General features: G+C 52.2%; 19 protein-coding genes. 5 read left to right on the plus strand and 14 right to left on the minus strand.

All coding sequences use genetic code 11. From position 1 onward, the window contains the following. Window position 1 precedes the first annotated feature (1 nt). From aspS to KP014_RS24630, 7 genes are all read right to left on the minus strand, one after another. Window positions 2-1,777: an aspartate--tRNA ligase gene (gene aspS, locus KP014_RS24600; RefSeq protein ID WP_036594738.1), complete on the minus strand. Its 1,776-nt coding sequence runs from the start codon at window positions 1,775-1,777 to the stop codon at window positions 2-4. A gap of 68 nt (window positions 1,778-1,845) precedes the next feature. Next, a complete protein-coding gene (hisS, locus tag KP014_RS24605; RefSeq protein ID WP_090834365.1) occupies window positions 1,846-3,099 on the minus strand; it encodes a histidine--tRNA ligase in 1,254 nt (417 codons plus the stop codon). A 731-nt stretch (window positions 3,100-3,830) separates the two neighbouring features. Then, window positions 3,831-4,259 carry a hypothetical protein gene (locus tag KP014_RS24610; protein WP_090834366.1) on the minus strand — a complete coding sequence of 143 codons (429 nt, stop codon included), beginning with the start codon at window positions 4,257-4,259 and terminating at the stop codon, window positions 3,831-3,833. A 38-nt stretch (window positions 4,260-4,297) separates the two neighbouring features. Next, window positions 4,298-4,822 carry a type 1 glutamine amidotransferase domain-containing protein gene (locus KP014_RS24615; RefSeq protein ID WP_036594260.1) on the minus strand — a complete coding sequence of 175 codons (525 nt, stop codon included), beginning with the start codon at window positions 4,820-4,822 and terminating at the stop codon, window positions 4,298-4,300. A 111-nt stretch (window positions 4,823-4,933) separates the two neighbouring features. Next, a complete protein-coding gene (locus KP014_RS24620) occupies window positions 4,934-5,086 on the minus strand; it encodes a hypothetical protein (RefSeq protein ID WP_175491882.1) in 153 nt (50 codons plus the stop codon). Window positions 5,087-5,274: 188 nt separating this feature from the next. Further along, complete coding sequence (gene dtd / locus KP014_RS24625; protein WP_036594259.1) at window positions 5,275-5,715, minus strand: D-aminoacyl-tRNA deacylase; 441 nt, start codon at window positions 5,713-5,715, stop codon at window positions 5,275-5,277. Between the two features lie 19 nt (window positions 5,716-5,734). After that, window positions 5,735-7,912: a RelA/SpoT family protein gene (locus KP014_RS24630; protein WP_036594257.1), complete on the minus strand. Its 2,178-nt coding sequence runs from the start codon at window positions 7,910-7,912 to the stop codon at window positions 5,735-5,737. Window positions 7,913-8,235: 323 nt separating this feature from the next. Here KP014_RS24630 and uraA point away from each other — a divergent pair, with 323 nt between their 5' ends. Next, window positions 8,236-9,552 carry a uracil permease gene (gene uraA, locus KP014_RS24635; protein ID WP_036594256.1) on the plus strand — a complete coding sequence of 439 codons (1,317 nt, stop codon included), beginning with the start codon at window positions 8,236-8,238 and terminating at the stop codon, window positions 9,550-9,552. A 147-nt stretch (window positions 9,553-9,699) separates the two neighbouring features. On the opposite strand, the gene KP014_RS24640 is transcribed toward uraA, so the two are convergent. From KP014_RS24640 to KP014_RS24665, 6 genes are all read right to left on the minus strand, one after another. Continuing rightward, window positions 9,700-10,218, minus strand: coding sequence for an adenine phosphoribosyltransferase (locus tag KP014_RS24640; RefSeq protein WP_036594254.1), 519 nt, complete (start codon window positions 10,216-10,218; stop codon window positions 9,700-9,702). Window positions 10,219-10,409: 191 nt separating this feature from the next. Continuing rightward, window positions 10,410-12,818 (minus strand): single-stranded-DNA-specific exonuclease RecJ, encoded by a 2,409-nt coding sequence (gene recJ / locus KP014_RS24645; protein ID WP_036594253.1) that lies wholly within the window; start codon window positions 12,816-12,818, stop codon window positions 10,410-10,412. Window positions 12,819-12,849: 31 nt separating this feature from the next. Then, window positions 12,850-13,809, minus strand: coding sequence for a cation diffusion facilitator family transporter (locus tag KP014_RS24650; protein ID WP_036594252.1), 960 nt, complete (start codon window positions 13,807-13,809; stop codon window positions 12,850-12,852). A gap of 115 nt (window positions 13,810-13,924) precedes the next feature. After that, window positions 13,925-14,821 carry a protein translocase subunit SecF gene (gene secF / locus KP014_RS24655; protein ID WP_051499920.1) on the minus strand — a complete coding sequence of 299 codons (897 nt, stop codon included), beginning with the start codon at window positions 14,819-14,821 and terminating at the stop codon, window positions 13,925-13,927. Next, window positions 14,811-16,061 (minus strand): protein translocase subunit SecD, encoded by a 1,251-nt coding sequence (gene secD, locus KP014_RS24660; RefSeq protein WP_036594251.1) that lies wholly within the window; start codon window positions 16,059-16,061, stop codon window positions 14,811-14,813. The genes secF and secD overlap by 11 nt, the downstream gene beginning before the upstream one ends. A 237-nt stretch (window positions 16,062-16,298) precedes the next feature. Continuing rightward, window positions 16,299-16,550 carry a post-transcriptional regulator gene (locus KP014_RS24665; RefSeq protein WP_036594250.1) on the minus strand — a complete coding sequence of 84 codons (252 nt, stop codon included), beginning with the start codon at window positions 16,548-16,550 and terminating at the stop codon, window positions 16,299-16,301. Window positions 16,551-16,749: 199 nt separating this feature from the next. Between KP014_RS24665 and spoVB the strand changes: the two genes are divergently transcribed. Beyond that, window positions 16,750-18,354, plus strand: coding sequence for a stage V sporulation protein B (gene spoVB / locus KP014_RS24670; RefSeq protein WP_036594248.1), 1,605 nt, complete (start codon window positions 16,750-16,752; stop codon window positions 18,352-18,354). Here the strand turns inward: spoVB and KP014_RS24675 are convergent, their stop codons facing one another. Continuing rightward, the gene (locus tag KP014_RS24675) at window positions 18,355-19,134 is read right to left on the minus strand and encodes a YetF domain-containing protein (protein ID WP_036594246.1); all 780 of its coding nucleotides are present in this window, start codon (window positions 19,132-19,134) and stop codon (window positions 18,355-18,357) included. Between the two features lie 215 nt (window positions 19,135-19,349). Here KP014_RS24675 and KP014_RS24680 point away from each other — a divergent pair, with 215 nt between their 5' ends. The 3 genes from KP014_RS24680 to KP014_RS24690 all read left to right on the plus strand — a co-directional run bounded on the left by KP014_RS24680 (window position 19,350) and on the right by KP014_RS24690 (window position 21,679). Then, on the plus strand, window positions 19,350-19,742 hold the full coding sequence (locus KP014_RS24680; protein ID WP_036594245.1) for a TIGR04086 family membrane protein: 393 nt from the start codon (window positions 19,350-19,352) through the stop codon (window positions 19,740-19,742). A 100-nt stretch (window positions 19,743-19,842) separates the two neighbouring features. Then, the gene (locus KP014_RS24685; RefSeq protein ID WP_246590578.1) at window positions 19,843-20,682 is read left to right on the plus strand and encodes a phosphatase PAP2 family protein; all 840 of its coding nucleotides are present in this window, start codon (window positions 19,843-19,845) and stop codon (window positions 20,680-20,682) included. A gap of 211 nt (window positions 20,683-20,893) precedes the next feature. Then, complete coding sequence (locus KP014_RS24690; protein WP_036594243.1) at window positions 20,894-21,679, plus strand: ABC transporter ATP-binding protein; 786 nt, start codon at window positions 20,894-20,896, stop codon at window positions 21,677-21,679. Window positions 21,680-21,693 lie beyond the last annotated feature (14 nt).

A 21,693-nucleotide genomic window follows, 5' to 3' on the forward strand; every position in this document is an offset into this window, starting at 1 on the left:
CCTATTTCTTGGCTTTTTCCTTGATAGCCACTCTGATATGCAGTTCATCCAGCTGTGCGTCTTTAACCGGGGACGGAGAGTCCATCAGCAGGTCGGTCGCGCTGGCCGTTTTCGGGAAGGCGATCGTTTCACGCAGATTGGTGCGCCCTGCCAGCAGCATAACGAGCCGGTCGAAGCCAAAGGCAATACCGCCGTGAGGAGGCGTGCCGTATTCGAATGCGTCGAGCAGATAGCCGAATTTATCCTGCACTTCTTCTTTGGACAGTGAGAGCGCGTCGAACATTTTCTCCTGTACATCGCGCTTATAGATCCGCATCGAGCCGCCGCCGACTTCGTAGCCGTTCAATACGATATCGTAAGCCTGCGCGCGGATCGCGCCGGGATCGCTATCGAACAGAGCCACGTCTTCATCGCGCGGACGGGTGAACGGATGGTGCTCTGCCATATAACGCTTCTGTTCCTCGTCATAGCCAAGCAGCGGGAAGTCTGTTACCCATGCGAACTTGTATACACTGTCGTCGATTAATCCGAGCTGGCGGCCGATTCTAAGACGAAGCGCGCCGAGGACGTCGGCGACGACCTTCTTGTTGTCTGCGGAGAAGAGCAGCAGGTCGCCTTCCTCGGCTCCGGTGCGTTCTTTTACGGCTGCAATCTCTTCCTCGGTGAAGAACTTCACGATCGGACCGCGGAATTCGCCTTCCTTCACTTGAATCCAGGCGAGGCCTTTCGCTCCGTAGCGGGCCGCATAAGGGCCAAGATCGTCGATTTCCTTACGGGTCCAAGTGCCGCATCCCTTGGCGTTCAGGCATTTCACTTCCCCGCCCTTTTCGATAACGGAGGCGAATACCTTAACACCGCTGCTGGCGACGATATCATTCATCTCGATCAGTTCCAGACCGAAGCGCAGGTCCGGCTTGTCGGAGCCGTATTTGCCCATGGCCTCGGCGTAAGTCAGACGCTGGAATGGCAGGGCGAGATCTACGCCGACCGTCTCTTTGAACAGGCGCTGCATCAGACGCTCCATCATGGCCAGCAGGTCGTCCTGGGCCAGGAACGAGGTTTCGATGTCCACCTGCGTAAACTCCGGCTGCCGGTCGGCGCGCAGGTCCTCGTCGCGGAAACAGCGGGCGATTTGGTAGTAACGCTCCACGCCGCCAACCATCAGGAGTTGCTTGTAAATCTGCGGCGACTGCGGCAGGGCGAAGAATTCGCCTTCATGCACCCGGCTTGGCACGAGATAGTCGCGCGCGCCTTCCGGCGAGCTCTTGGTCAGAATCGGCGTTTCTACGTCGATGAAGCCTTCTCCGTCAAGGAAATCGCGGAAAATCTTGGCCGCTTTCGAGCGGAGCAGCAGCGTCTTCTGCATTTCCGGACGGCGCAGATCAAGATAACGGTATTTCAGGCGCAGCGACTCATCTACTTCCACGCCGTCTTCAATGAAGAACGGAGGGGTCTTGGCGGCGTTCAGCACTTCGATTTCGGTAATGCGCACTTCAATTTCGCCGGTAGGAAGGTTAGGATTTACGGTTTCCGGATCGCGCTTGACTACTTGACCGGTAACGGCGATAACATACTCGCTTCGGGTCTTGTCGGCAATTTGCAGTGCTTCGCCGGAATAATCGGGATTGAAGACGATTTGCACAACTCCGCTGCGGTCGCGAAGGTCGATGAACAGTACGCCTCCAAGGTCGCGGCGGGTCTGCACCCAGCCGTTCAGCGTAACCTTCTCTCCGATTTGTTCTGTCGTCAACTGCCCGCAGTTATGGCTTCTTTGCATACTTTATCATACCCTTTCGATTTAAAAATCTCTATTTGTGATTACAGACTAATGTAAATACTGCCGCTCTATACAAGAGACTGTCCGAGCTGTTCCAGCTTAACGGTACGCTGCTCTCCGGTCGCCATCGACTTGAGAGCGATCTCTCCGCGCTGCAGCTCCTCTTCGCCGAGAATCGCGGTGTAACGCGCCGACATACGGTCGGCGGATTTCATCTGGGCCTTCATTTTGCGTCCCAGATAATCGCGCTCCGCAGAGAAGCCCAAGCTGCGCAAAATGAACAACTGCTTGGTAACCTCGGCTTCCGCATCTTCGCCGAGCGCTACGAGATACACGTCCAGCGGCTTGGACGCTCCAAGCTCCACCTTCTGGTTCTCCAGAATAAGCTGAATACGCTCAAGCCCAATACCGAGGCCGATGCCCGGCTGGTCCGGTCCGCCAATTTCGGCAACCAGGCCGTTGTAGCGCCCGCCGCCGCCGACCGTGTCGATGGAGCCGATGCCGGCCGCCTTGTACTCGAACGCCGTATGCGTGTAATAATCGAGTCCGCGGACAAGCCGCGTGTTAACGACATATTCGACGCCCATAGCTTCCAGATGTGACCTTACCTTGGCGAAGTGAACCGTACACTCTTCATCAAGGCTGTCCAAAATGGACGGGGCATCTACGAATTTCTCCTGATCGACCTTACAGTCCAGCACGCGCAGCGGATTCCGCTCCATACGCCGCTGGCAGTCGCTGCACAGGCTGTCCTTCATCGGGCGCAGGAAGCCTAGCAGCTTCTCGCGGTAGGCGGCCCGGCTGGGAATGTTGCCGACGGAATTAATTTCGACCCGTACGCCGCCAAGACCCAGGTCCTTACAAAATTGGTATCCAAGCGAAATCACCTCCGCATCAATCGCCGGATCAACCGCGCCGAACGCTTCTACGCCGAACTGGTGAAACTGGCGGTATCTGCCCGCCTGCGGACGCTCGTAGCGGAACATCGGGCCGATATAATACAGCTTGCTGACATCCGGCTCTCCGTAAAGCTTATTCTGCACGTAAGCGCGGACGACACCGGCGGTTCCTTCCGGACGCAGCGCCAGATCCCGGTCCCCTTTGTCTTTAAAGGTGTACATTTCGCCTTCCACGATATCGGTTGTCTCGCCGACGCCTCTTTCGAACAGCTCCGTATGCTCGAACATCGGGGTCCGGATTTCACGATAGTTGAAGCGCCGGCATAAATCTCTGGCTTTCTCTTCAACGAATTGCCATCTTTCCACCGCGCCTGGCAGCAAATCCTGCGTGCCGGTCGGCTTCTCGAATCTCTCTTTAGCCACAGCTGATCCCTCCTGAAAATGCCCTTTACCACTTTGAAATTTCCATCAAAAAAATCCCCCGCCCTGTTCATCAACAGGGACGAGGGATTATCGCTAACGATGATCACCCGTGGTACCACCCACATTCCGGCCGAAAACATAAAACTTCGGTCCGCTCAAGCGGTTAACGCCCGCCTACGCGCAAGGGCGGCTACTGATTCGGCAAGCGCCGCTGTTCACCGTGCGTTCTCGGGGAGGTCATTCATTCGCTCATCAACAGAATCCTTGCAGCCAAGTTAAATATTTACGCCTGACTTTCAGAAGTCACTGTAAATATCAAACGTGAGATTCCTCTCTGGGGTTGTGGGTGCCGAATTACTGGGTCCCGTCATCAAAACAATATTATGCCGTATATTGTTAGATTCTACTGAACCACTGCGTTAAAGTCAAGGAAAGGAATCGACTTTATTCAGCAATTTTTATTTGCATCGCCCCGCTGCCTTCACTGCCTATCACGCGGCAAAAAAAATGACCTGCAGCCAGTTGCTGCAGGTCCAATCATATATATTATAAAAAAGGGGGTCATGGCTTTATTATAAACACACTATATTAAGCAATCATGAATGTAATATTACTCTTATATTACAGAAAAGAAAGCGTTTTATTTTTCTAGTGTTATGAAAGCCTTCCCCTGTGAAGGCGGAAAAGGCTTTTATAAGCAAATCATTTATTCCGACACCATGCCTAAATTTTTAATCAAAAATTTCGACAAAGGCTTTTTTGCTCCGGAGGGTATGAACCACCGCGTTGAAATCTTCGTCCGTTACTTTAATTTCCATTACATAATGCAGACCTTCCAAATCTCCGTCAGCGTACATCCGGTCCGCACGGAGATCATCCGTGCCAAAGGAATCATCACCTTTCATCGGCGCTCTGCCTTCGTTAACGTCCGCCGCAACCACGGGTACTGCCGCAGGAGCCGCACCGAAGGCAGCAAAGGTAGAGCCGCTCCCCGCCAAATTATTCGTCGGTACCAGCGGAAGCAGCAGCCGGCGGTCTGCCTTAAGCGGATCGGTTAACGTCCAAACGTCCAGCCCGTCCGCATCAAACGAAAGCAGCGCCGTCTTGGCTCCTTCCGCTTCGTCTTCGGTTCTGAAATAAGCCTGAATCCGTCTAGTCATTGTTATCTCCTCCCTTAACCTAATTTAGAGTCATAACGTTACCGAGTCACCTTGACTCGGAGCGACTTTAACAATTCACGTACAAAGGCGGGCTCGTCTTTCGGCGTGCGGGATGTAATAAAGTTGCGGTCCACGACGACTTCTTCGTCCTTGAAATTCGCGCCAGCATTGATAACGTCATCTTTAAGCGGAGGATAGGATGTAATGGTACGGCCTCTCACCAGGCCCGCGCTGATCAGGATTTGCGGTCCGTGACAGATCGCCGCGATCGGTTTTCCAGCACTATCCGCTTCCTTTACGAATTTCAAAATACCCGGATCTAGCCTGAGCCCCTCTGGGGAGGAGCCGCCCGGAATGACTACGGCGTCGTAATCGCGAGAGTTCACTTCAGAAATGGCCTTATCAACTGTATAGGAGGCTTTGCCTTGTTTACCCTGCAGCGTTTCACCCTGTTTCAATCCGATAATATCAGCCTCATATCCGGCCTCTCTAACCGCATCATAGGGAACCTTCATTTCGGAATCTTCAAATTGAGCGGCAAGCAGAAAAGCAATCTTACTCATCGTAAAATAATCTCCCTTCTGTTGTTCTTGGCCCTTGTTGTTTTATTACCCGGAATCGGCGTCCTTCTAACCCGGTTTGTCGAAAAAAGCCGCTTCTTGCTGCCCCTTTAGTCACGAACGCGGCAGCAAATTGCGGCTTCTTCCCTTCAGCACATGCTTGCTGAGCCATTCGGATTCCTTAGCGTTGGCCGAAGCTTCCTTAAAGCTTCCGACCGGAAGAGCCGCCAGATTTCTCCAGACCCAGGCTTTAGACGACTGTCTCATTCTTAGCACTCCTTGATCTTTTGCTCACAGTCCTTCATGTGAAGTTTGCCCCGGCGGTACCCGTCCTATCCAACAAAAGAAGGATGGCCCAGGGACTTTTTCGAAAGTTCCTGGGCCATCCGTATTCTGCTATCCATTTATCTAGAATTGCGAGCCGTCAACAGACTGTCGAATAACAGCCTTGGCTATCACTTGCTGTCCAAAATCAGCGTAACCGGTCCCCAATTAATCAGGGATACATCCATCATCGCGCCAAAAACGCCCGTTTCGACCTTCAATCCGAGCGCCTCGAGCTCCCGGTTAAAATAGTCATAGAGCCGCTCCGCTTCCGCAGGAGCAGCCGCAGCCATAAAATTCGGTCGCCGCCCTTTGCGGCAGTCGCCGTACAATGTGAACTGCGACACAGACAGAATCGATCCGCCCGTCTCACTGACGCTGTGATTCATTTTTCCCGCTTCATCCTCGAAGATACGCAGCCCTGCGATCTTGCCCGCAAGGTACTTGGCGTCATTCTCAGTGTCCTCATGGGTAACTCCGACGAGCAGCATCAGGCCTTCGCCGATCTCCCCGACTGTCTCTTCCCCCACTGTAACCTGCGCTTTCTTGCAGCGCTGCACAACCACTTTCATTGATGCTACAACTCCTGACTTACTGCATAATCCGGTGAACCGTGTAGACATCCTTTACCCGCTTCACCTTTTCCACTACCGAATATAAATGATCCGTATTGCGGATCAGAATCGTCATATGAATCATCGCCATCTTGTTCTTGTCGGAACGGCCGGTGACGGCTGAAATATTGGTCTTGCTCTCGGACACCGCCTGCAGCACTTCATTGAGCAAGCCGTTGCGGTCATGGCCTGTAATCTCGATATCAACGCTGTAATTCGCTTCCATGCTGCCTTCCCACTCGACCTCGATGACGCGCGCCGCTTCCTCGCTCTCCTCCGCCTTGATGTTCGGACAGTCCGCCCGGTGCACGGATACGCCGCGGCCGCGTGTGACGTAGCCGACAATATCGTCTCCCGGCACAGGATTGCAGCATCTGGCGAAGCGGACCAGCAGATTGTCAATTCCCTTGACGCGCACACCGTTCGTCGGCTGGTTGCGCTTCTCGGCGACTTTGATTTCCTTCTTCTCGGTTGTCAGTTCCAGATGCGCAGCAGCCGCTTCTTCCTGCTCCTTGCGCAGCTTCTCCGTGAGACGGGTAGCGATCTGCGCCGCGGTAATACCGCCGAAGCCCACTGCGGAGAGCATATCTTCGATGTCGTTAAAAGCGAACTTTTTCGCCGCTTCCAGCAGCTTGTCGTCCGACATCCAATCCGAAGGCTCGATTCCGATTCGTTTCAGTTCGCGTTCAATCGCTTCGCGTCCTTTTTCGACATTTTCCTCGCGCTTCTCTTTTTTGAACCACTGCTTGATCTTGCTTCGCGCATGCGAAGACTGGGCGATCTTCAGCCAGTCCCGGCTCGGCCCGTAGGAATGCTTCGAGGTTAGGATTTCCACAATATCACCGGTCTTCACCTTATGGTCGAGCGGTACAATCCGTCCGTTGACCTTAGCTCCAATTGTGCGGTTCCCAACCTCCGTATGAATCCGGAAGGCAAAATCCAGCGGCACGGAACCCGCCGGCAGTTCGATGACTTCCCCTTTGGGGGTGAAGACGAAGACAAGATCGGAGAAAAAGTCCATTTTCAGCGATTCGACAAATTCCGAAGCATCCTTGGCTTCATGCTGCAGCTCCAAAATTTCGCGAAAAAAAGGCATCCGGTTCTCAGGATTGCCGGCCGTGCCGCTTCCTTCCTTGTATGCCCAGTGTGCTGCTATCCCATATTCGGCTGTCCGATGCATTTCCCATGTTCTGATTTGCACTTCCGTCGGTTCGCCGCCAGGACCTACGACTGTCGTATGCAGCGACTGGTACATGTTTGCTTTTGGCATGGCGATATAATCCTTGAAACGGCCTGGCATTGGCTTCCATAGGGTATGGATAATACCGAGCGTGGCATAACAATCCTTGATGTTGTCAACGATAATGCGTATCGCCAGCAGATCGTAAATTTCGTTGAACTGCTTGTTCTTTGTCGACATTTTGTTGTACACGCTGTAAATATGCTTGGGTCGTCCGGAGAGATCGCCTTCGATGCCCATTTCATCCAGCTTGACGCGGATGCGGCTGATGACGCTGTCGATAAACTGCTCGCGCTCGGCGCGTTTTTTATGCATCAGATTGGCAATCCGGTAATATTGCTGGGGATTCAAGTAGCGGAGGGCGATATCCTCCATCTCCCATTTAATGGCCGAAATACCGAGCCGGTCCGCGATGGGACAAAAAATCTCCAGTGTTTCATAAGAGATACGGCGCTGGCTTTCTTCCGATTGATACTTCAGCGTCCGCATATTGTGCAGCCGGTCCGCCAGTTTAATCACTATGACGCGGATATCCTGTGCCATGGCAATGAACATTTTGCGGTAATTCTCGTTCTGCTGTTCTTCCTTCGACCGGAAACGAATACGCTCCAGCTTGGTCAGACCGTCTACGAGCATGGCGCAGGTATCGCCGAATTTCTCTCGGATCTGTTCGAGCGATACCGTCGTATCCTCCACAACATCATGCAGCAGAGCCGCAATAATGGAGATGACATCCATTTGCATCCCCACGACGATATCGGCCACCGCAAGCGGATGCAGGATATACGGCTCCCCCGATTTGCGCACCTGGCCTTGATGGGCCTGATCGGCAAATTCATACGCCTCCTGTATGCGTGGAAGATCCTTTTCTTTTATATAAGCTCCGGCCTTTTCAAGTAATCGCTCAATGCCCATACTCGTCGTATTCGTGTCCTTTCTATAATAAAATGAACCCGCGTTTTTTGCGTATCCGCAGGCAGGGTTCGGTTCTTTTCATTTTAAAAAAGCCGACAACTTCCCTTATACTGAAAGTTTCCTATTATTATGACGCTTGCGGCGGATTACGTCAACACTTGCCACTCTATGGCATTTCTGAACGATTTATTAGGATTTTGTGAAAAAAATAACGAAGTTTGTGAAAATGTTGTTGAAAAAAACACGTGATCTATTTAATCTAGTTAAGGCGGTTTTCCTTACAAGCTACGTCATGATTTAACACAAAAAGAGGAGTGAATGGTTTGCAACGTGAAATTCAAGTTAACGAAAGACTCCCCCTAGGTCCCGGATTTCTCCTGAGCCTCCAGCATTTGTTCGCCATGTTCGGCAGCACCGTACTTGTGCCCAACCTGTTCGGGGTTGATCCCGGCATGATTCTGCTGATGAACGGGATTGGCACACTGCTGTACATATTGATCTGCCGGGGCAAAATCCCCGCTTACCTTGGCTCCAGCTTCGCTTTTATCTCGCCGGTTACGGCTGTGCTGGTTGCGCATCAGGGCGACCACCGTCACGGCTACTCGCTTGCTCTTGGCGCTTTTATCGTAACGGGAGTAATCTTTGTGATTGTCGCCCTGATTATACGCTATGCTGGAACGGGTTGGGTTGACATCGTGTTCCCGCCTGCGGTGATGGGCGCCATCGTCGCCACCATCGGACTTGAGCTTGTGCCGGTGGCCGCTGGGATGGCCGGGCTGATCGCCCCATCCGGCGCGGCGGACTGGAAGCCCGATCCGGGCGCGATTACGTTGTCCATGGTCACTCTGGGTGTGATGGTTATCGGAGCGGTTCTGTTCCGCGGCTTCCCGAAAATCATCCATATTCTGATCGGAATTGTCACAGGTTACGTTCTGGCTTATCTTATGCACAGGGTCGATACCGGGGCAATCGCGAACTCGCATTTTTTTGCCCATCCGACCGTTACGACGCCTTCCTTTGACTGGCAGGTTATTCTAACCATCATTCCGGTCTCCCTTGTCGTCATCGTCGAACATATCGGGCATCTGCTCGTAACGAGCAATATTGTGGGCAAAGATCTAGCCAAAGATCCCGGTCTCGACCGCTCGCTTATGGGCAACGGCATTTCGACCATCATCTCCGGGTTCGTCGGTTCCACACCGAATACGACTTACGGCGAGAATATCGGCGTGATGGCTCTTACGAAAGTTTATTCGGTCTATGTCATCGGTGGAGCAGCGGTTATCGCTATTTTACTATCGTTCTCCGGCACGTTTTCTTCTATCATCGCCAACATCCCGCTGCCGGTTATGGGGGGCGTGTCGCTGCTGCTGTTCGGCGTGATCGCCGCTTCCGGGCTACGCATCTTTGTGGAACAGAAGGTTGATTTCTCGAAGCCGACCAATATGATTCTGGCGACGCTCGTGCTCGTGGTGGGCATCAGCGGAACCACCCTTACTATCCGCGGTGTTCAGCTTAAGGGTATGGCGCTGGCCACGATTGTCGGTATCGTTCTCTCGCTGCTGTTCAAGCTCTTCGAGGTTCTTCGGCTGTCCAATGACAAGGAAGAGATCAAACAAGCCGATGCGGCAGATGTTTAAGCAGTACAAATAATTGCATGCAAAAAACCGGCGGTCCTTCGTACTTTAGTACGATGATGGGCTGCCGGTTTTATTATTTCCCGGAAAATAGCGGAATCTTGCCGGAGGTTAATCCCTCAGTTAGCTGCTCTCACTAAGCAGCGAAAATCAGACTTCGTAGCTAAGAAGGGATACGACTTCCACATCGGGAAGCTTCTTACGTCCTTCCAGCAGTTCCAGTTCGATCAGAAATGCCGCTCCAACCACATTACCGCCCAACTGACGGACCAGGTTCACCGCGGTGGAAATCGTGCCTCCGGTTGCCAGCAGGTCGTCCGCAATCAGGACATTTTGACCGGGCAGAACCGAATCTGTATGTACTGCAAGAGAGTCTTTTCCATATTCGAGATCATAGCCGGCTTCAATCGTCTCGTACGGCAGTTTGCCGCTCTTGCGGATCGGCACAAACCCTACGCCCAGCGCATAGGCAAGAGGAGCCCCAATGACAAAGCCCCGTGCTTCAGGACCTGCGATGACATCAATCTTCAAATGAGCCACACGTTCTTTCAGTGCATCGATAGCCCTGCGGTACATTTCGCCGTCCTTCAGCAGTGTCGTAATATCTTTGAAGCTGATGCCCGGCTGCGGGAAATCCGGAATCACGCGAATCATTTCTTTGAAATCCAAAATAACTCCTCCTAAAAGTTTTGATAGCATACACGTCTTGAGTAAACTTCGCAAAACTTGCTTCGTAAGCATTTGCTTAGTTTTGTTAGCATATGCTTCCTGAGTCATCTTCGCAAAACTTGCTTCGGAAGCAACAGCTTAGTTTTGATAGCATAAGTTCGGGTACCGCACGGCCTGTCGCCCGCTATGCTTTAGGATGCGCCGAGGCGGCGCGACTCCATCCATTCTTGCAGCTCGGACGGACTTCCTTCCATAAAATATTGCTCCATTTCCGCCAATTCGCTGAGGCGCATAAAATGGCTTGAGGAAGCGAGGTCCCGGGCAGCGGGCCGGGTCACAAAGGACAGCTGCCCCTGCTCTCTTCTTATAAAATCAAGTTCTTCGAATACATCTAGCATCATCCTCAGCATCCGCAGACTCATCGGCGATTTGCGGCTGAGCCGTAGCAGCGCTTCCTGTTCCGGAACCGGTACGGCGGCAATGGCGGCCAGCCATTTATAGAGCATCTTAAATTGTTCTCTCGTCGGAACAAGCAGCCGCTCCCGCTCCTGGCGGAGCGAGTGCAGCAGGGCGATATTCTCTACCTCCGGAAAGGTCTGCAGCAATGCATCAAGCTGCTGCGTCGTTTCCGGCATATCCAGCAGGCACAGCAGAGATACATGGCTTCCGTCATCTTCCCCAGGCAGATTGTCTACCGGAGAAATTCCGTTATATTGATCATATACCCAAAAGGTCATCCCTTGACATTCCGGCAGCTCTTGCTCTTTCAGCCAATCTTTACGGACCACAGCCGCGGCCAGACCTTGTCTGCCGCCGGTCTGGGGCAGCAGCAAATTCCACAGGCGCTGCGTCCTGCCGGCGGCGTCCCGCACCCCGCGAAAATCAAACAGCTGCGGCTGAGGGACGCTCAAATCCTTAAGCATAAGCTGGACCTTGCGGGAGCCATTCCATTCGTTAATCGACAATTCCGCCAGCACATCAATACCGGTGCCGGGAGGAAGCAGTTCTGCCAGCTCCCCCTTACCGAAAGCAACGGCTTCGACTGTCGCGCCTCCCTGTTGCAGAACAAGCTTCAGATGCCGATTGCCCTGGCCCATAGTGCGCGTCTCCTTCACCACCGCTTCCCGCACAATGAACTTTGGCAGCGGGTTGCTCATACCGAAAGGAGCCAGCAGTTCAAGCTCCTCGGCGGCCTTCAGCGACAAATCGGCCAGCGCATACTCTCCGTCCGCCTCAGTGACAGGCACCAAATGCTCATCAGTCAGGACTCCTAAAGCGAATTCCTCAAGCGCTGAGGTAAATGCCTCCAGATTGTCCAGGTGTAAGCTCATGCCTGCCGCCGCCGGATGCCCACCAAAGTGATCCATAAGCTCAGAGCAGGAGGAAAGCGCCTCGTAGATATCAAGGCCCGGAATGGACCGCGCCGAGCCTTTGCAGCAGCCCGTCTCCGGATGGATGTCCAATATGATCACCGGTCTGTAGTACCGCTCTAACAGCTTGGAAGCTACTATGCCGACAACCCCGACGTTCCATCCTTCCCCGGCCAGAACGATAATGCCCGGAAGCCTTCCGTCCTTAATTCTCTCTTCCAAACGGCTGATCGCCTCCGCAACAATCCGCTCTACAACCATCTGTCGCTCTTTATTTAGCAGGTCCAGTTCTCCGGCAAGGCGTTCCGCTTCTACGGGATCATCCGTGGTCAATAGCGACACGGCCCGTCCGGCATGATCAAGTCGCCCACTGGCGTTAATGCGCGGTGCAACCGCAAATGCGACATTGACCGCGTCCACATTCTCCACACTTACGGCGCTCACTTCAAGCAGAGCCCGAATGCCAGCATATTTCGATCTGCGCATACTCTTAAGGCCCCGGCGTACAATGGCGCGGTTCTCATCAAGCAGCGGCATCAGGTCGGCGATTGTTCCGATGGCGGCAATCTCCAGCCACTCTTCCGGAACTTTACCGTCCAGAAGGGCCTGAGCCAGCTTGTAGGCAACTCCCACTCCGGCCAATCCCTTGAACGGATACGGGCAGCCGGGCAGCTTCGGATTAATGAGCGCGTAAGCGGCAGGCAGAACCTCCGGCGGCTCATGGTGGTCCGTTACGATAACATCCATTCCCAGTTCGTTCGCATAAGCGATTTGGCTGCATGCGCTAATACCCGTATCCACTGTGATAATCAGTGAGACGCCTTGCTGCAGCGCCCAATCGAGCGCATGGTTATGAAGTCCGTAGCCCTCGCCCGACCGGTGCGGGATATAAATATCGAAAGAAGCCCCCAGATGACGCAGCAGATAAATCATCAGAGACGTACTGGATACTCCGTCGGCGTCGTAATCTCCATATACAAGAATATGTTCCTCTTCCTGCAGCGCTTTTTTAATCCGGGGAACAGCCTCTTTCATCCCTTTCAACAAGAACGGGTCATGCTCTTCTTCCGTTCCAGCGTTAATAAATGCAAGAGCTTCCTCCGGCACTGCCATCCCCCTCGCGGCAAGCAGGGAAGCAACCAGTGGAGAAACAGAAAGTCTCCGGGCCAATTCCCTGGATTGAACGGGATCGGCAACCGGAGAGTGCCATTTGGTTTTTGAATAAAGCAATGCGGTTCACCTTTCTCTCGTGCTAAGCCGGTTATTGCAGCAGTGTCGGCGTTTCGCTATCCGCCAGCTCATAGTTGGTTTTATAAGGATAACCAGGCTCGTAAGGAATGATATCCATATGAACCTCGCTAACATGGACGAAACGGTGCTGCAGCAGCTTTTTAGCGCAGTCCGCAATTTCGCGGGCTTCCATTACGGTGATTCGCGGATTGACGCTGATGGTCACATGGAGGTTTACGCAGCGCCCTTCTTCAAGCGCCTTTAAATGTTCAACACGGATGACTCCATGCACCTTCTGAACAGTATCGATAAAGCTGACCGAGTCCTCATGCGGGAGCTCTTGGCTCTCCTTTCCGTGAATCGTACTTAGAATGAGCAAATACCCTTTACGAAGAATGAGGCAAGCTGCCAGAAGGGCGGCGATTGGGTCCAGATACAGGAGAGGATTCAGGTAACCTCCGAGTATGGTGGACAATGCGGTGCCAATCAACACGATCAGCGAAGTGTACAGGCTGTAACGGTGATTATCGGCATACGCGGCGTGGCTGCCGTTTCCGATTTTTAGAGAAGACCGGTATTGATATTGAAAAATAACTTCCTTCACCAGCAAAGACAGACAGATCGTCAACAGGGCAAGCTTGCCCGAAGGATTCAAATTGCCGCTCGTCAGAGCGCGGATTGCGGAAAAAGCGATTTGCAGACCGCCCATCAAGATGAGCACTGCAAACACTACAGATAAAAAAGGCTCCCGCTTACTTTTCCCATCCCGAGCAATCGGTCTGTTCTTATGGTTCCCTTTACCTAAGGCGCGCCACGGGAGAACTTCAGCCAGCTTCGCTGCGGCATCCGCGCCCGAGTATAAAGCGTCGGCGATCAAAGCCTTGCTCCCTGAAAAATAGCCCGCGCCTCCTTTAACCAAAGCCAGCGCAAAATCACCGGCAATTCCGATCCAGGCCGCACGCTCTCTTTGAGACGAGTACTTTTCATTCATCTGGGTTCCTCCTTGCCGCTTCCAAAATCACGCGTGTTGAGTATAAAGACCTGATATCTCTCCCAGGTTTTCAAAAGCCGCGTTGTCATGAACGCGGCTTCGTCTGGTAGCTCATTTATGCTTTGGCAGGCTTGCCCTTGGGCTTCTGATTCTTCTTCAACAGCAGCCAGAGCGGGCTCGCGATAAAGATGGAGGAATATGCTCCGAATAGCAGGCCGATAACCATGGCCAGTGAGAACATTTTAATCGACTCGCCGCCAAGCACAAGCAGGAAGAACGCGGCGATGAATACGGTAAAGGCGGTATAGAGCGAACGCATGATTGTCTGGGATACGCTCTTGTTCACCAGATTTTTCAGATCGTCGTAGGTCTTTTGCTTGCCGAAACGCAAGTTTTCACGAATCCGGTCAAAAATAACGATCGTATCATTGATTGAATAACCGATGATCGTCAGCACCGCGACAATGAATGTCAAGTCCACTTCCAGCCGGAAAATGGAGAAAACGGCAACGACCATGAACGCGTCATGGACCAGAGCGACGATCGCCGCTATCGCAAAGCGCCATTCGAAACGAATGCTGACGTAGACAATAATGCCCAGGCAGGAAATGAGAACCGCATAAATCGCGTTGCGGGCCAGCTCCTTGGCCATCTCGGTATCGACGGTGTTGACTTCAAACGATGCCTTATCGTCAAGCTTGGATATGGCGCTCTTCAGCGCAGCATCCTGTTGGCTCGTCAGCTCTTCGTCATAGCGGATGGTCAGGCGCTGCGTTCCGGGTGTAATATTCGGCTCGTGATCCGTGCCAATGTTGCCAATAGCTGTACGGATCTGGTCTACCGTCAAATTCTTGGAGAGAGAAACGTCAACGTTGGAGCCTGCCTTGAAATCGACGCTGTAATTCAGATTGAACATCGCCAGGAATATGATTCCCAGAATCGTAAGCGTGATGGAGAAAATGTAAAAATATTTGCTCAAGTGAACGTAATCGAGCTCTTTCTTAAAGCGCACTGATTTCACTCTCCTTTACCCCGAATTGCTTCGGCTTACTCAGCTTGCCGGCCTTAACCAGCATGTTAAGCAGCCAACGGGCGAAATAAAGGTTCGTAAATATGCTGAGCAGAATTTCTACAATCAGCACCAGGGCAAAGCCTTTTACCGAGCCTGTACCGAAAGCGAACATGACGGCCGCGACGATAATCGTGGTAACGTTCGAGTCCATAACGGTACGGAAGGAGGATTTGCTGCCTGCCTTGACGGAGGACATGATGCTCTTGCCGCTCCGCATTTCTTCCCGAATTCGTTCATTTGTAATAATGTTGGCGTCAACCGCCATCCCGATCCCGAGTATGAATGCCGCTATGCCTGGTAGAGTAAGGGTAAAGTCGGCAAACACGAAGACCAGAATCAGCAGCCATGTATGCAGAATCAAGGCAAAGCTGGCAATTAGACCTGGAATACGGTACATGCCGATCATAAAGATCAGAATAAAGACCGAACCAATCAGGCCGGCTTGGACCGTCTGATTCAGGGATTGTTTGCCAAGGGTGGCGCCTACGCTTTGGGAGTATTTCTCTGTCAGCTTCAGCGGCAGGGCTCCAAGATTGATCGTATCGGCCAGATTCCGGGCTTCCTCAATTGTATAATTGCCCGAAATCGATGCTGTTCCGTCCGTAAGCTCCGCTCTTACTTGCGGATCGGAGAGCTTCGTATCGTCCAGGTAGATGGCCAGATGCTGACCGAGCAGACGCTTCGTAATTTCCGCAAATTTCTGTTTATCTTTAACCTTGATGCTGATTTCGATCTGATTCAGGTTGTCGCGGCCGATGGTTGCGGCGTTCTCGACGAAGTCGCTGCCTACCAGTTCGACTTTGCTGTACGTTCCTTCGGCGTCGCCTGGGGCGGCGCTGCGGAAAGTAAGCACCGCGGGTTCCTTCATCTTCTCACGAACCTCAGCCTCATTGGTAACACCGGCGATTTTCAGACGGATGCGATCCGTTCCTTCGGTGGTAACCTCGGGTTCGCTTGTTCCTAGTACGTTGGCCCGTTTCTCCAGGCTTGCAGCGGTTTGCAGCAGAGAAGCCCGGGTCAATGCTTGGCCTTGCTCGGTAGGCTGGGCTTGATATAATATTTCGAAGCCGCCTTTCAAATCAAGACCCAACCGCACTCTGTCGAGCAGCCCCGGAGTCGATACCGCCATAACGGCCGCCAAGACTAGCACGGTAATGATAAAGCTCAGAAGTCTTTTCATGCTCTTGCTAGTTCCCCTTTCTTAAACTCAATATTCCTATTATAGCGACGCGCCAAATAAGCGTCAATTCAAGCAAACATTAACAGCACCCTCCATATTATCAAAAAAGAAACGGCCGGCTTCAGCCGCTTTTGTTACATGCGGCAGGCCATCCGTTACAGGGGAAGCTATGAAGTCGTCGCTCTTTTACTTTACGCCTTTGTGAAGCCGTTTGCAAAAATTCCTCACGAATTCCATTTATTTCAGTCCTTTATAGGCGGAAATGGTCAAGTAATTCATGTAAGTTGTCACTTTCAAAGAATAAATGTCATTCACGATTCTATGGATCTGCGGCGTTCCTTCCTTGGCGTAATTTCGGCTGACACACTCCCAGACATCCTTGGCTGTTACATATTCATAACCAAGGAGCCGGAATTCCTCCGCCTTGCTGCGGCACATGTCCTCGATATCCTTGTCCAGCATCTCTTGATCATTGTGCTCCGATTCCACGTGTTCACACCTCCCGCCGTCTTATAAACCTTGTCCAAGAACTTTTCTCAAGTCTAGTATTCGACCTTCTTCGCCGCTTTCCTTCTTTACGGCCAAAATGTTATGCGAGGATGCGAGTCATGTCCGATCACATACGGCATATCCATTTAGTAGGACAACGTTCGGCGATATATTTTACCCTGGGAAGAAGGAATGCCGTTTGAGGAAACCGAAGAGGCAGAGCTTTATCTATGGAACCCTGATCCTGCTCGCAGCGGGTATTGTCAACCGGATGCTGGGCTTCATACCGCGCATCATCCTGCCGCGTGTAATCGGAGCCGAAGGCGTCGGTTTGTACCAGCTTGGATATCCTTTCTTTTTGGTGCTTGTAACAGTGATTACCGGAGGGATTCCGCTTGCCGTTGCCAAAATGGTGGCGGAAGCTGAAAGCAGGAATCAGCCGGAGCGGTCGCGGCGCATCCTGCGTACGGCCCTTGCGCTCAGCGTCACACTTGGTATTCTGTTTACGGGAATTGCCCTGGCGGGAGCTTCCTGGGTATCCACCTCGATTCTGACGGACAGCCGCGTATATAACACATTCATCGCCATGACCCCGATGCTGACCATTGTCGCCGTTTCCGCCGTATACCGTGGTTATTTTCAGGGTCTGCAGAACATGATTCCCTCTGCGCTGTCTTCCGTTCTGGAGACGGTAACACGCATTATTTTCATGCTGTGGTTCTCATGGCAGCTGCTGCCCAAGGGCATTGCCTTTGCCGCGGCAGGCGCTATGCTGGGGGTTACCGTAGGTGAAATTACGGGGATGCTTGTGCTGCTGATCAAGTACCATTTTGGTGAAAAAAAGGACAACCCGCAGCCTGACCAGCAAAACAGCGCGCCGGTGGAGACTGCGGAACAACCAACGGGCGGAGGTAACGCTGTCCACAGCGGCGGAATATTGAGGCGCCTTCTAGGCATTTCCGTTCCAGTAACTGCCGGAAGACTTGTCGGCTCGTTCTCTTATTTGCTGGAGTCGATTATTACCGCCCGAAGCCTTGCCGTGGCGGGGATTGCCACTTCACTCGCAACCGCCCAGTACGGCTCGCTCCAGGGGATGGTTATCCCGCTGCTTCTGCTGCCGGGCGCGCTCACCAGCGCACTCGCCGTCTCGCTGGTGCCTTCGCTGTCCGAGGCCTCGGCCCGCCAAGATCTCCGAGCGATCCATAAACGAATTCATCAGGCGCTGCGCCTGGCTATGGTAACCGGTGCACCATTCGCTGTAATTATGTACGTGCTTGCCTCCCCGCTGTGCAGCCTGCTGTACGGGAACGCAGACACCGCTCCGATGCTGCGAATGATGGCGCCGTTCGCCCTGTTTCTATACGTGCAGGCTCCGCTTCAGGCGGTGCTTCAAGCAATGGAACGGCCGGGGACGGCATTATTCAATACGCTGGTCGGGGCGATTGTAAAAATTTTGCTCATCCTGCTGCTCGCTTCCAGACCCGAATACGGAATCAATGGCGCTCTGATCGCCATCATCGTAAATAGTATTCTGGTCACCCTGCTGCACGGATTCAGCGTCGTCAGATTGATCTCCCTCCGCGTGAAGCTGAGCGATCTTCTGAAGACAGGCGCGGCCATGTTGATTATGGGCGCTGGCGTAAAGTATGTGCACACCCACATTTCGATAGCCGAGGCGCAGTGGGTGCAGTTTCTGTTCGCCTCTGCTCTCGGTATGGCTTTCTATCTCGGCCTTTCGCTGTTGACAGGACTGTTTACACGGCGTGATCTCGAAAAAATTCCGCTTATCGGCCGCTGGCTGTAGCTACTTGGAGCGGATATGATCCACATAAAGCTTGCCCTTGTGGTCAATTGAACAAAGAAACACATCGCGAAAATCAGAGACGCCTTTTTGCCGGATCTGATTTCTTAGCCAAAACCGCGTTTTCCCGATCATTTCCAGATTGTCGTCTTGTACCTTGCCGTCCATAATCAGCGGCACCGGCAGTCCTTCATACCGGATTTTGTCTTTGGGGAAATCTTCGTCGAACGCTCTGCCTTCTGAGCCGCCGCTGCTCACGGAACTGCTGCTGCGGGGATTCCAATTAATGTAATTTTTGTTATCGGAACGGTTGGAGGAGGAGACGTCATTATTTTTTTCAATTACGGTCAACTGTCCGGTTGGCTCCAGTATCGCAAATTCAACATCCGCCGGACTGGTAATATTTTGCCCTCTTAGCTGCAGGAGCAGGTCATCAATATTATATCTCAGTTTACGCATTTCCTTTCGCTGGATTTTGCCGTCCGCAATCAGAATGCTCGGTTTGCCGTCTATGAGCAGTCTGAGCTTACGGCTCTTCAAGCTGAACTGGGCCAGCACCACCTGGATTAGAACCAGCGTCACCATCGGCACAATACTGTCATACAGCGGGCGCTTAATATCTTCAATTGCGAAGACGGCAATTTCAGCGATCAGAATGGAAATCGTAAGGTCGAACAGCGACAGCTTCCCGATCTCCCTCTTACCCATGATGCGCATGCTCAGGAAGATGAAGAAATACATCAGCAAAGTCAAAAAGATATGTGCGCTGATATGCCGTAACATATTGCTTCGCTCTCCTTTTTCGGATCCTCCGAACACCAGTAAGCGCCGGACGGAACAATGTAACCCTATTCTGACCGCCCAGCCCATGTAACATTCGGGAACTCCGCGCTCAATTACTGGTAATGCCCGCCGGGCATTCATGTACTAATGGGGCAAGCCGTCTCATAAGTATGAAGTAACTGAAATTGCAACCTTTAAAAAGAGGAGGTTAATCCATGCATTTGCTACGGAAACTGTTCTCGCTGAAAATCGGGAGCCCCGTCCTGTCGGGTCTGTGCCGCGCTTTTCTGTGGATGCTGCTGGGAGCTTTCATTCTTTCGCTGCTGCTCTGGGGAAGCGGTCTGAGCGAACAAGATCTCTCTTTGTACACCTACGTTGTACATGGACTGGCTGTCGCCTTCGGAGGTTGGACGGCGGGCAAGCGGGCGATCCGCAAGGGATGGTACCAGGGCAGTCTTACTGGAGCTTTTTACGGAATCATTGTACTGATTATCGGTTTTCTGGCCTTGGACAGCCCGCTGAAAGCGGTCGACCTGTTGTGGATAGCGGCTGCGGCGTTCATTGGCGCGCTTGGCGGCATGATTGGAGTTAATTTCCAGAAAGCTTAATAATTCCATTTCAAAAAATTGAAACGCCGCTTCCCAAAATGTGATACACTGTCTTCATCCAATTGTTGTTTTCCCCACATTCAAGGAGGCTTCGAACGCTTTGCTTTACCAATCTATGAATACCGTTTCCTGGTTCACCGTAGTAATCGTCTTTCTGCTTATTGGCCTTGTAACCCGCCGTAACCCGTTTGCGCCGATTGTTTATCTCGCCAAAGAGCTGCTGCGGTCTTACAAATTAGTGCTATTGATCGCCGGAATGTCCGGCGTGCTCGCTCTTAACAAGTATGAACTGCAAATTGAGAAGAGTCTGCATCTCACTTCCGATTTCACCGACTTTGTGTACGGTCTCGAAGGACATTTCGTTCAGGGAGTACAGCATCTCTTTTATACTCCATGGCTGACCCCGATCATCGTGTTCTTTTACGTGTTTATGCTGCAATCGGTGCTGGCCGCTTCGCTTGGAGTATATCTGATGGACAAGAACCGTCTGATGGTCTATGCAACCTGTTACGCTGTTATCCTGAACTATGCGATTGCCATTCCTTTTTACCTGTATTTCCCGGTGAACGAGGTATGGTCCTATGCTCCGGCGGGTGTCCGGTTCGTCATGCTGGATGTATTTCCGAGATTTGAGCAGGAGTACCGGGCATTGTCCGGACTTAACAACTGCTTCCCCAGCTTGCACACTTCCATTTCCCTGACAACTGCGCTGCTGGCTCTAAGATCGGGGAACCGGCGCTGGATGGCGGTTACGGCTATTTCGGCCTCCGTTATTATTTTTGGCATCTTCTACCTTGGTATTCACTGGCTCACCGACATGATAGGCGGTACTTTGCTGGCCATTCTCTCTTCTTCGCTCAGCGTTCAACTTGCCAAGCTCACGCTTCGTGAGAACGAGGTCGCGCTGCGGGTCGGAAACGAAGCCACCCCTATGCGGTAAACAAGAATATTTCCATGGAGGCGGCGATTCAGCATAACCCTACCGGCTCCTAAACATGTACTTACGCAATTATTGAAGAAGTCTCATTTTGAGGCTTCTTCTTTTTTTATAAGAATTAATATGCGTCGCCCTTCCCGAACGATTTCCATATTGTGGGATATGGTGAGTCGGAGTACAATAGGGTGAATTAAAAAAAAGGATGATGAACTAAATGAACCCAATGGAATGTGTACTGTCCATTTCGGACCTGTGGATGGATTATGGCGGCAGCTATGTATTACGAGGAATCGATTTGGAAGCAGGACCTGGACAAATTATTGGTTATATCGGTCCCAACGGAGCGGGCAAAAGCACCACAGTCAAGATTATGCTCGGTCTTGTTCAGGGGTATCGGGGAACCGTAGAGCTGTTTGGCACTAACATAGCGGAAGAAGGAACGAGTTACAAGAAGCGGATTGGCTATGTGCCCGAAACCGCCGATTTATATGACGTTTTGACCGCAAGGGAATATTTGACGTTCATGGGTGAATTATACGGCATGGAAGCGAGGGCTGCGGAAAATAAAGCGATGCGGCTGGCCGAACTGTTCGGTCTGGACAAGGCTTTCGATTCGAGAATCTCGTCTTATTCAAAAGGCATGAAACAAAAGACCCTGCTCATTTCCAGCCTGCTGCATAATCCCGATCTTCTGTTCTTGGACGAACCGCTCAGCGGGCTTGACGCGAATAGCGTCATGATTGTGAAAGAGATAATGGCCCGGCTCGCCGCGCAGGGCAAGACCATTTTTTATTCTTCGCATATTATGGATGTCGTCGAAAAAATAAGCAGCCGCATCGTCTTGATTAATGGCGGGCAAATCGTGGCGGACGGGAGCTTTGAAGATCTGCGCACCAAGAGTCAAGAAGGAACACTCGAACAGATTTTCAATCAGCTTACAGGCTTCAGCGACCATGAAGAGATTGCGGAATCGTTTGTGTCCATAGTGAAAGAGGGGTAGCAAGTGAAAGAATT

Origin of the sequence: Paenibacillus sophorae (genome assembly GCF_018966525.1) — a bacterium.
Taxonomy (GTDB): Bacteria; Bacillota; Bacilli; order Paenibacillales; family Paenibacillaceae; genus Paenibacillus_AQ; species Paenibacillus_AQ sophorae.

Coding starts and splice junctions, on each gene's coding strand:
- aspS (WP_036594738.1), bottom strand. CDS start 1,777: ATGCAAAGAAGCCATAACTGCGGGCAGTTGACGACAGAACAAATCGGA.
- KP014_RS24610 (WP_090834366.1), bottom strand. CDS start 4,259: ATGACTAGACGGATTCAGGCTTATTTCAGAACCGAAGACGAAGCGGAA.
- KP014_RS24615 (WP_036594260.1), bottom strand. CDS start 4,822: ATGAGTAAGATTGCTTTTCTGCTTGCCGCTCAATTTGAAGATTCCGAA.
- KP014_RS24620 (WP_175491882.1), bottom strand. CDS start 5,086: ATGAGACAGTCGTCTAAAGCCTGGGTCTGGAGAAATCTGGCGGCTCTT.
- dtd (WP_036594259.1), bottom strand. CDS start 5,715: ATGAAAGTGGTTGTGCAGCGCTGCAAGAAAGCGCAGGTTACAGTGGGG.
- KP014_RS24630 (WP_036594257.1), bottom strand. CDS start 7,912: ATGGGCATTGAGCGATTACTTGAAAAGGCCGGAGCTTATATAAAAGAA.
- KP014_RS24650 (WP_036594252.1), bottom strand. CDS start 13,809: ATGAATGAAAAGTACTCGTCTCAAAGAGAGCGTGCGGCCTGGATCGGA.
- secD (WP_036594251.1), bottom strand. CDS start 16,061: ATGAAAAGACTTCTGAGCTTTATCATTACCGTGCTAGTCTTGGCGGCC.
- KP014_RS24675 (WP_036594246.1), bottom strand. CDS start 19,134: ATGTTACGGCATATCAGCGCACATATCTTTTTGACTTTGCTGATGTAT.
- KP014_RS24680 (WP_036594245.1), top strand. CDS start 19,350: ATGCATTTGCTACGGAAACTGTTCTCGCTGAAAATCGGGAGCCCCGTC.
- KP014_RS24690 (WP_036594243.1), top strand. CDS start 20,894: ATGAACCCAATGGAATGTGTACTGTCCATTTCGGACCTGTGGATGGAT.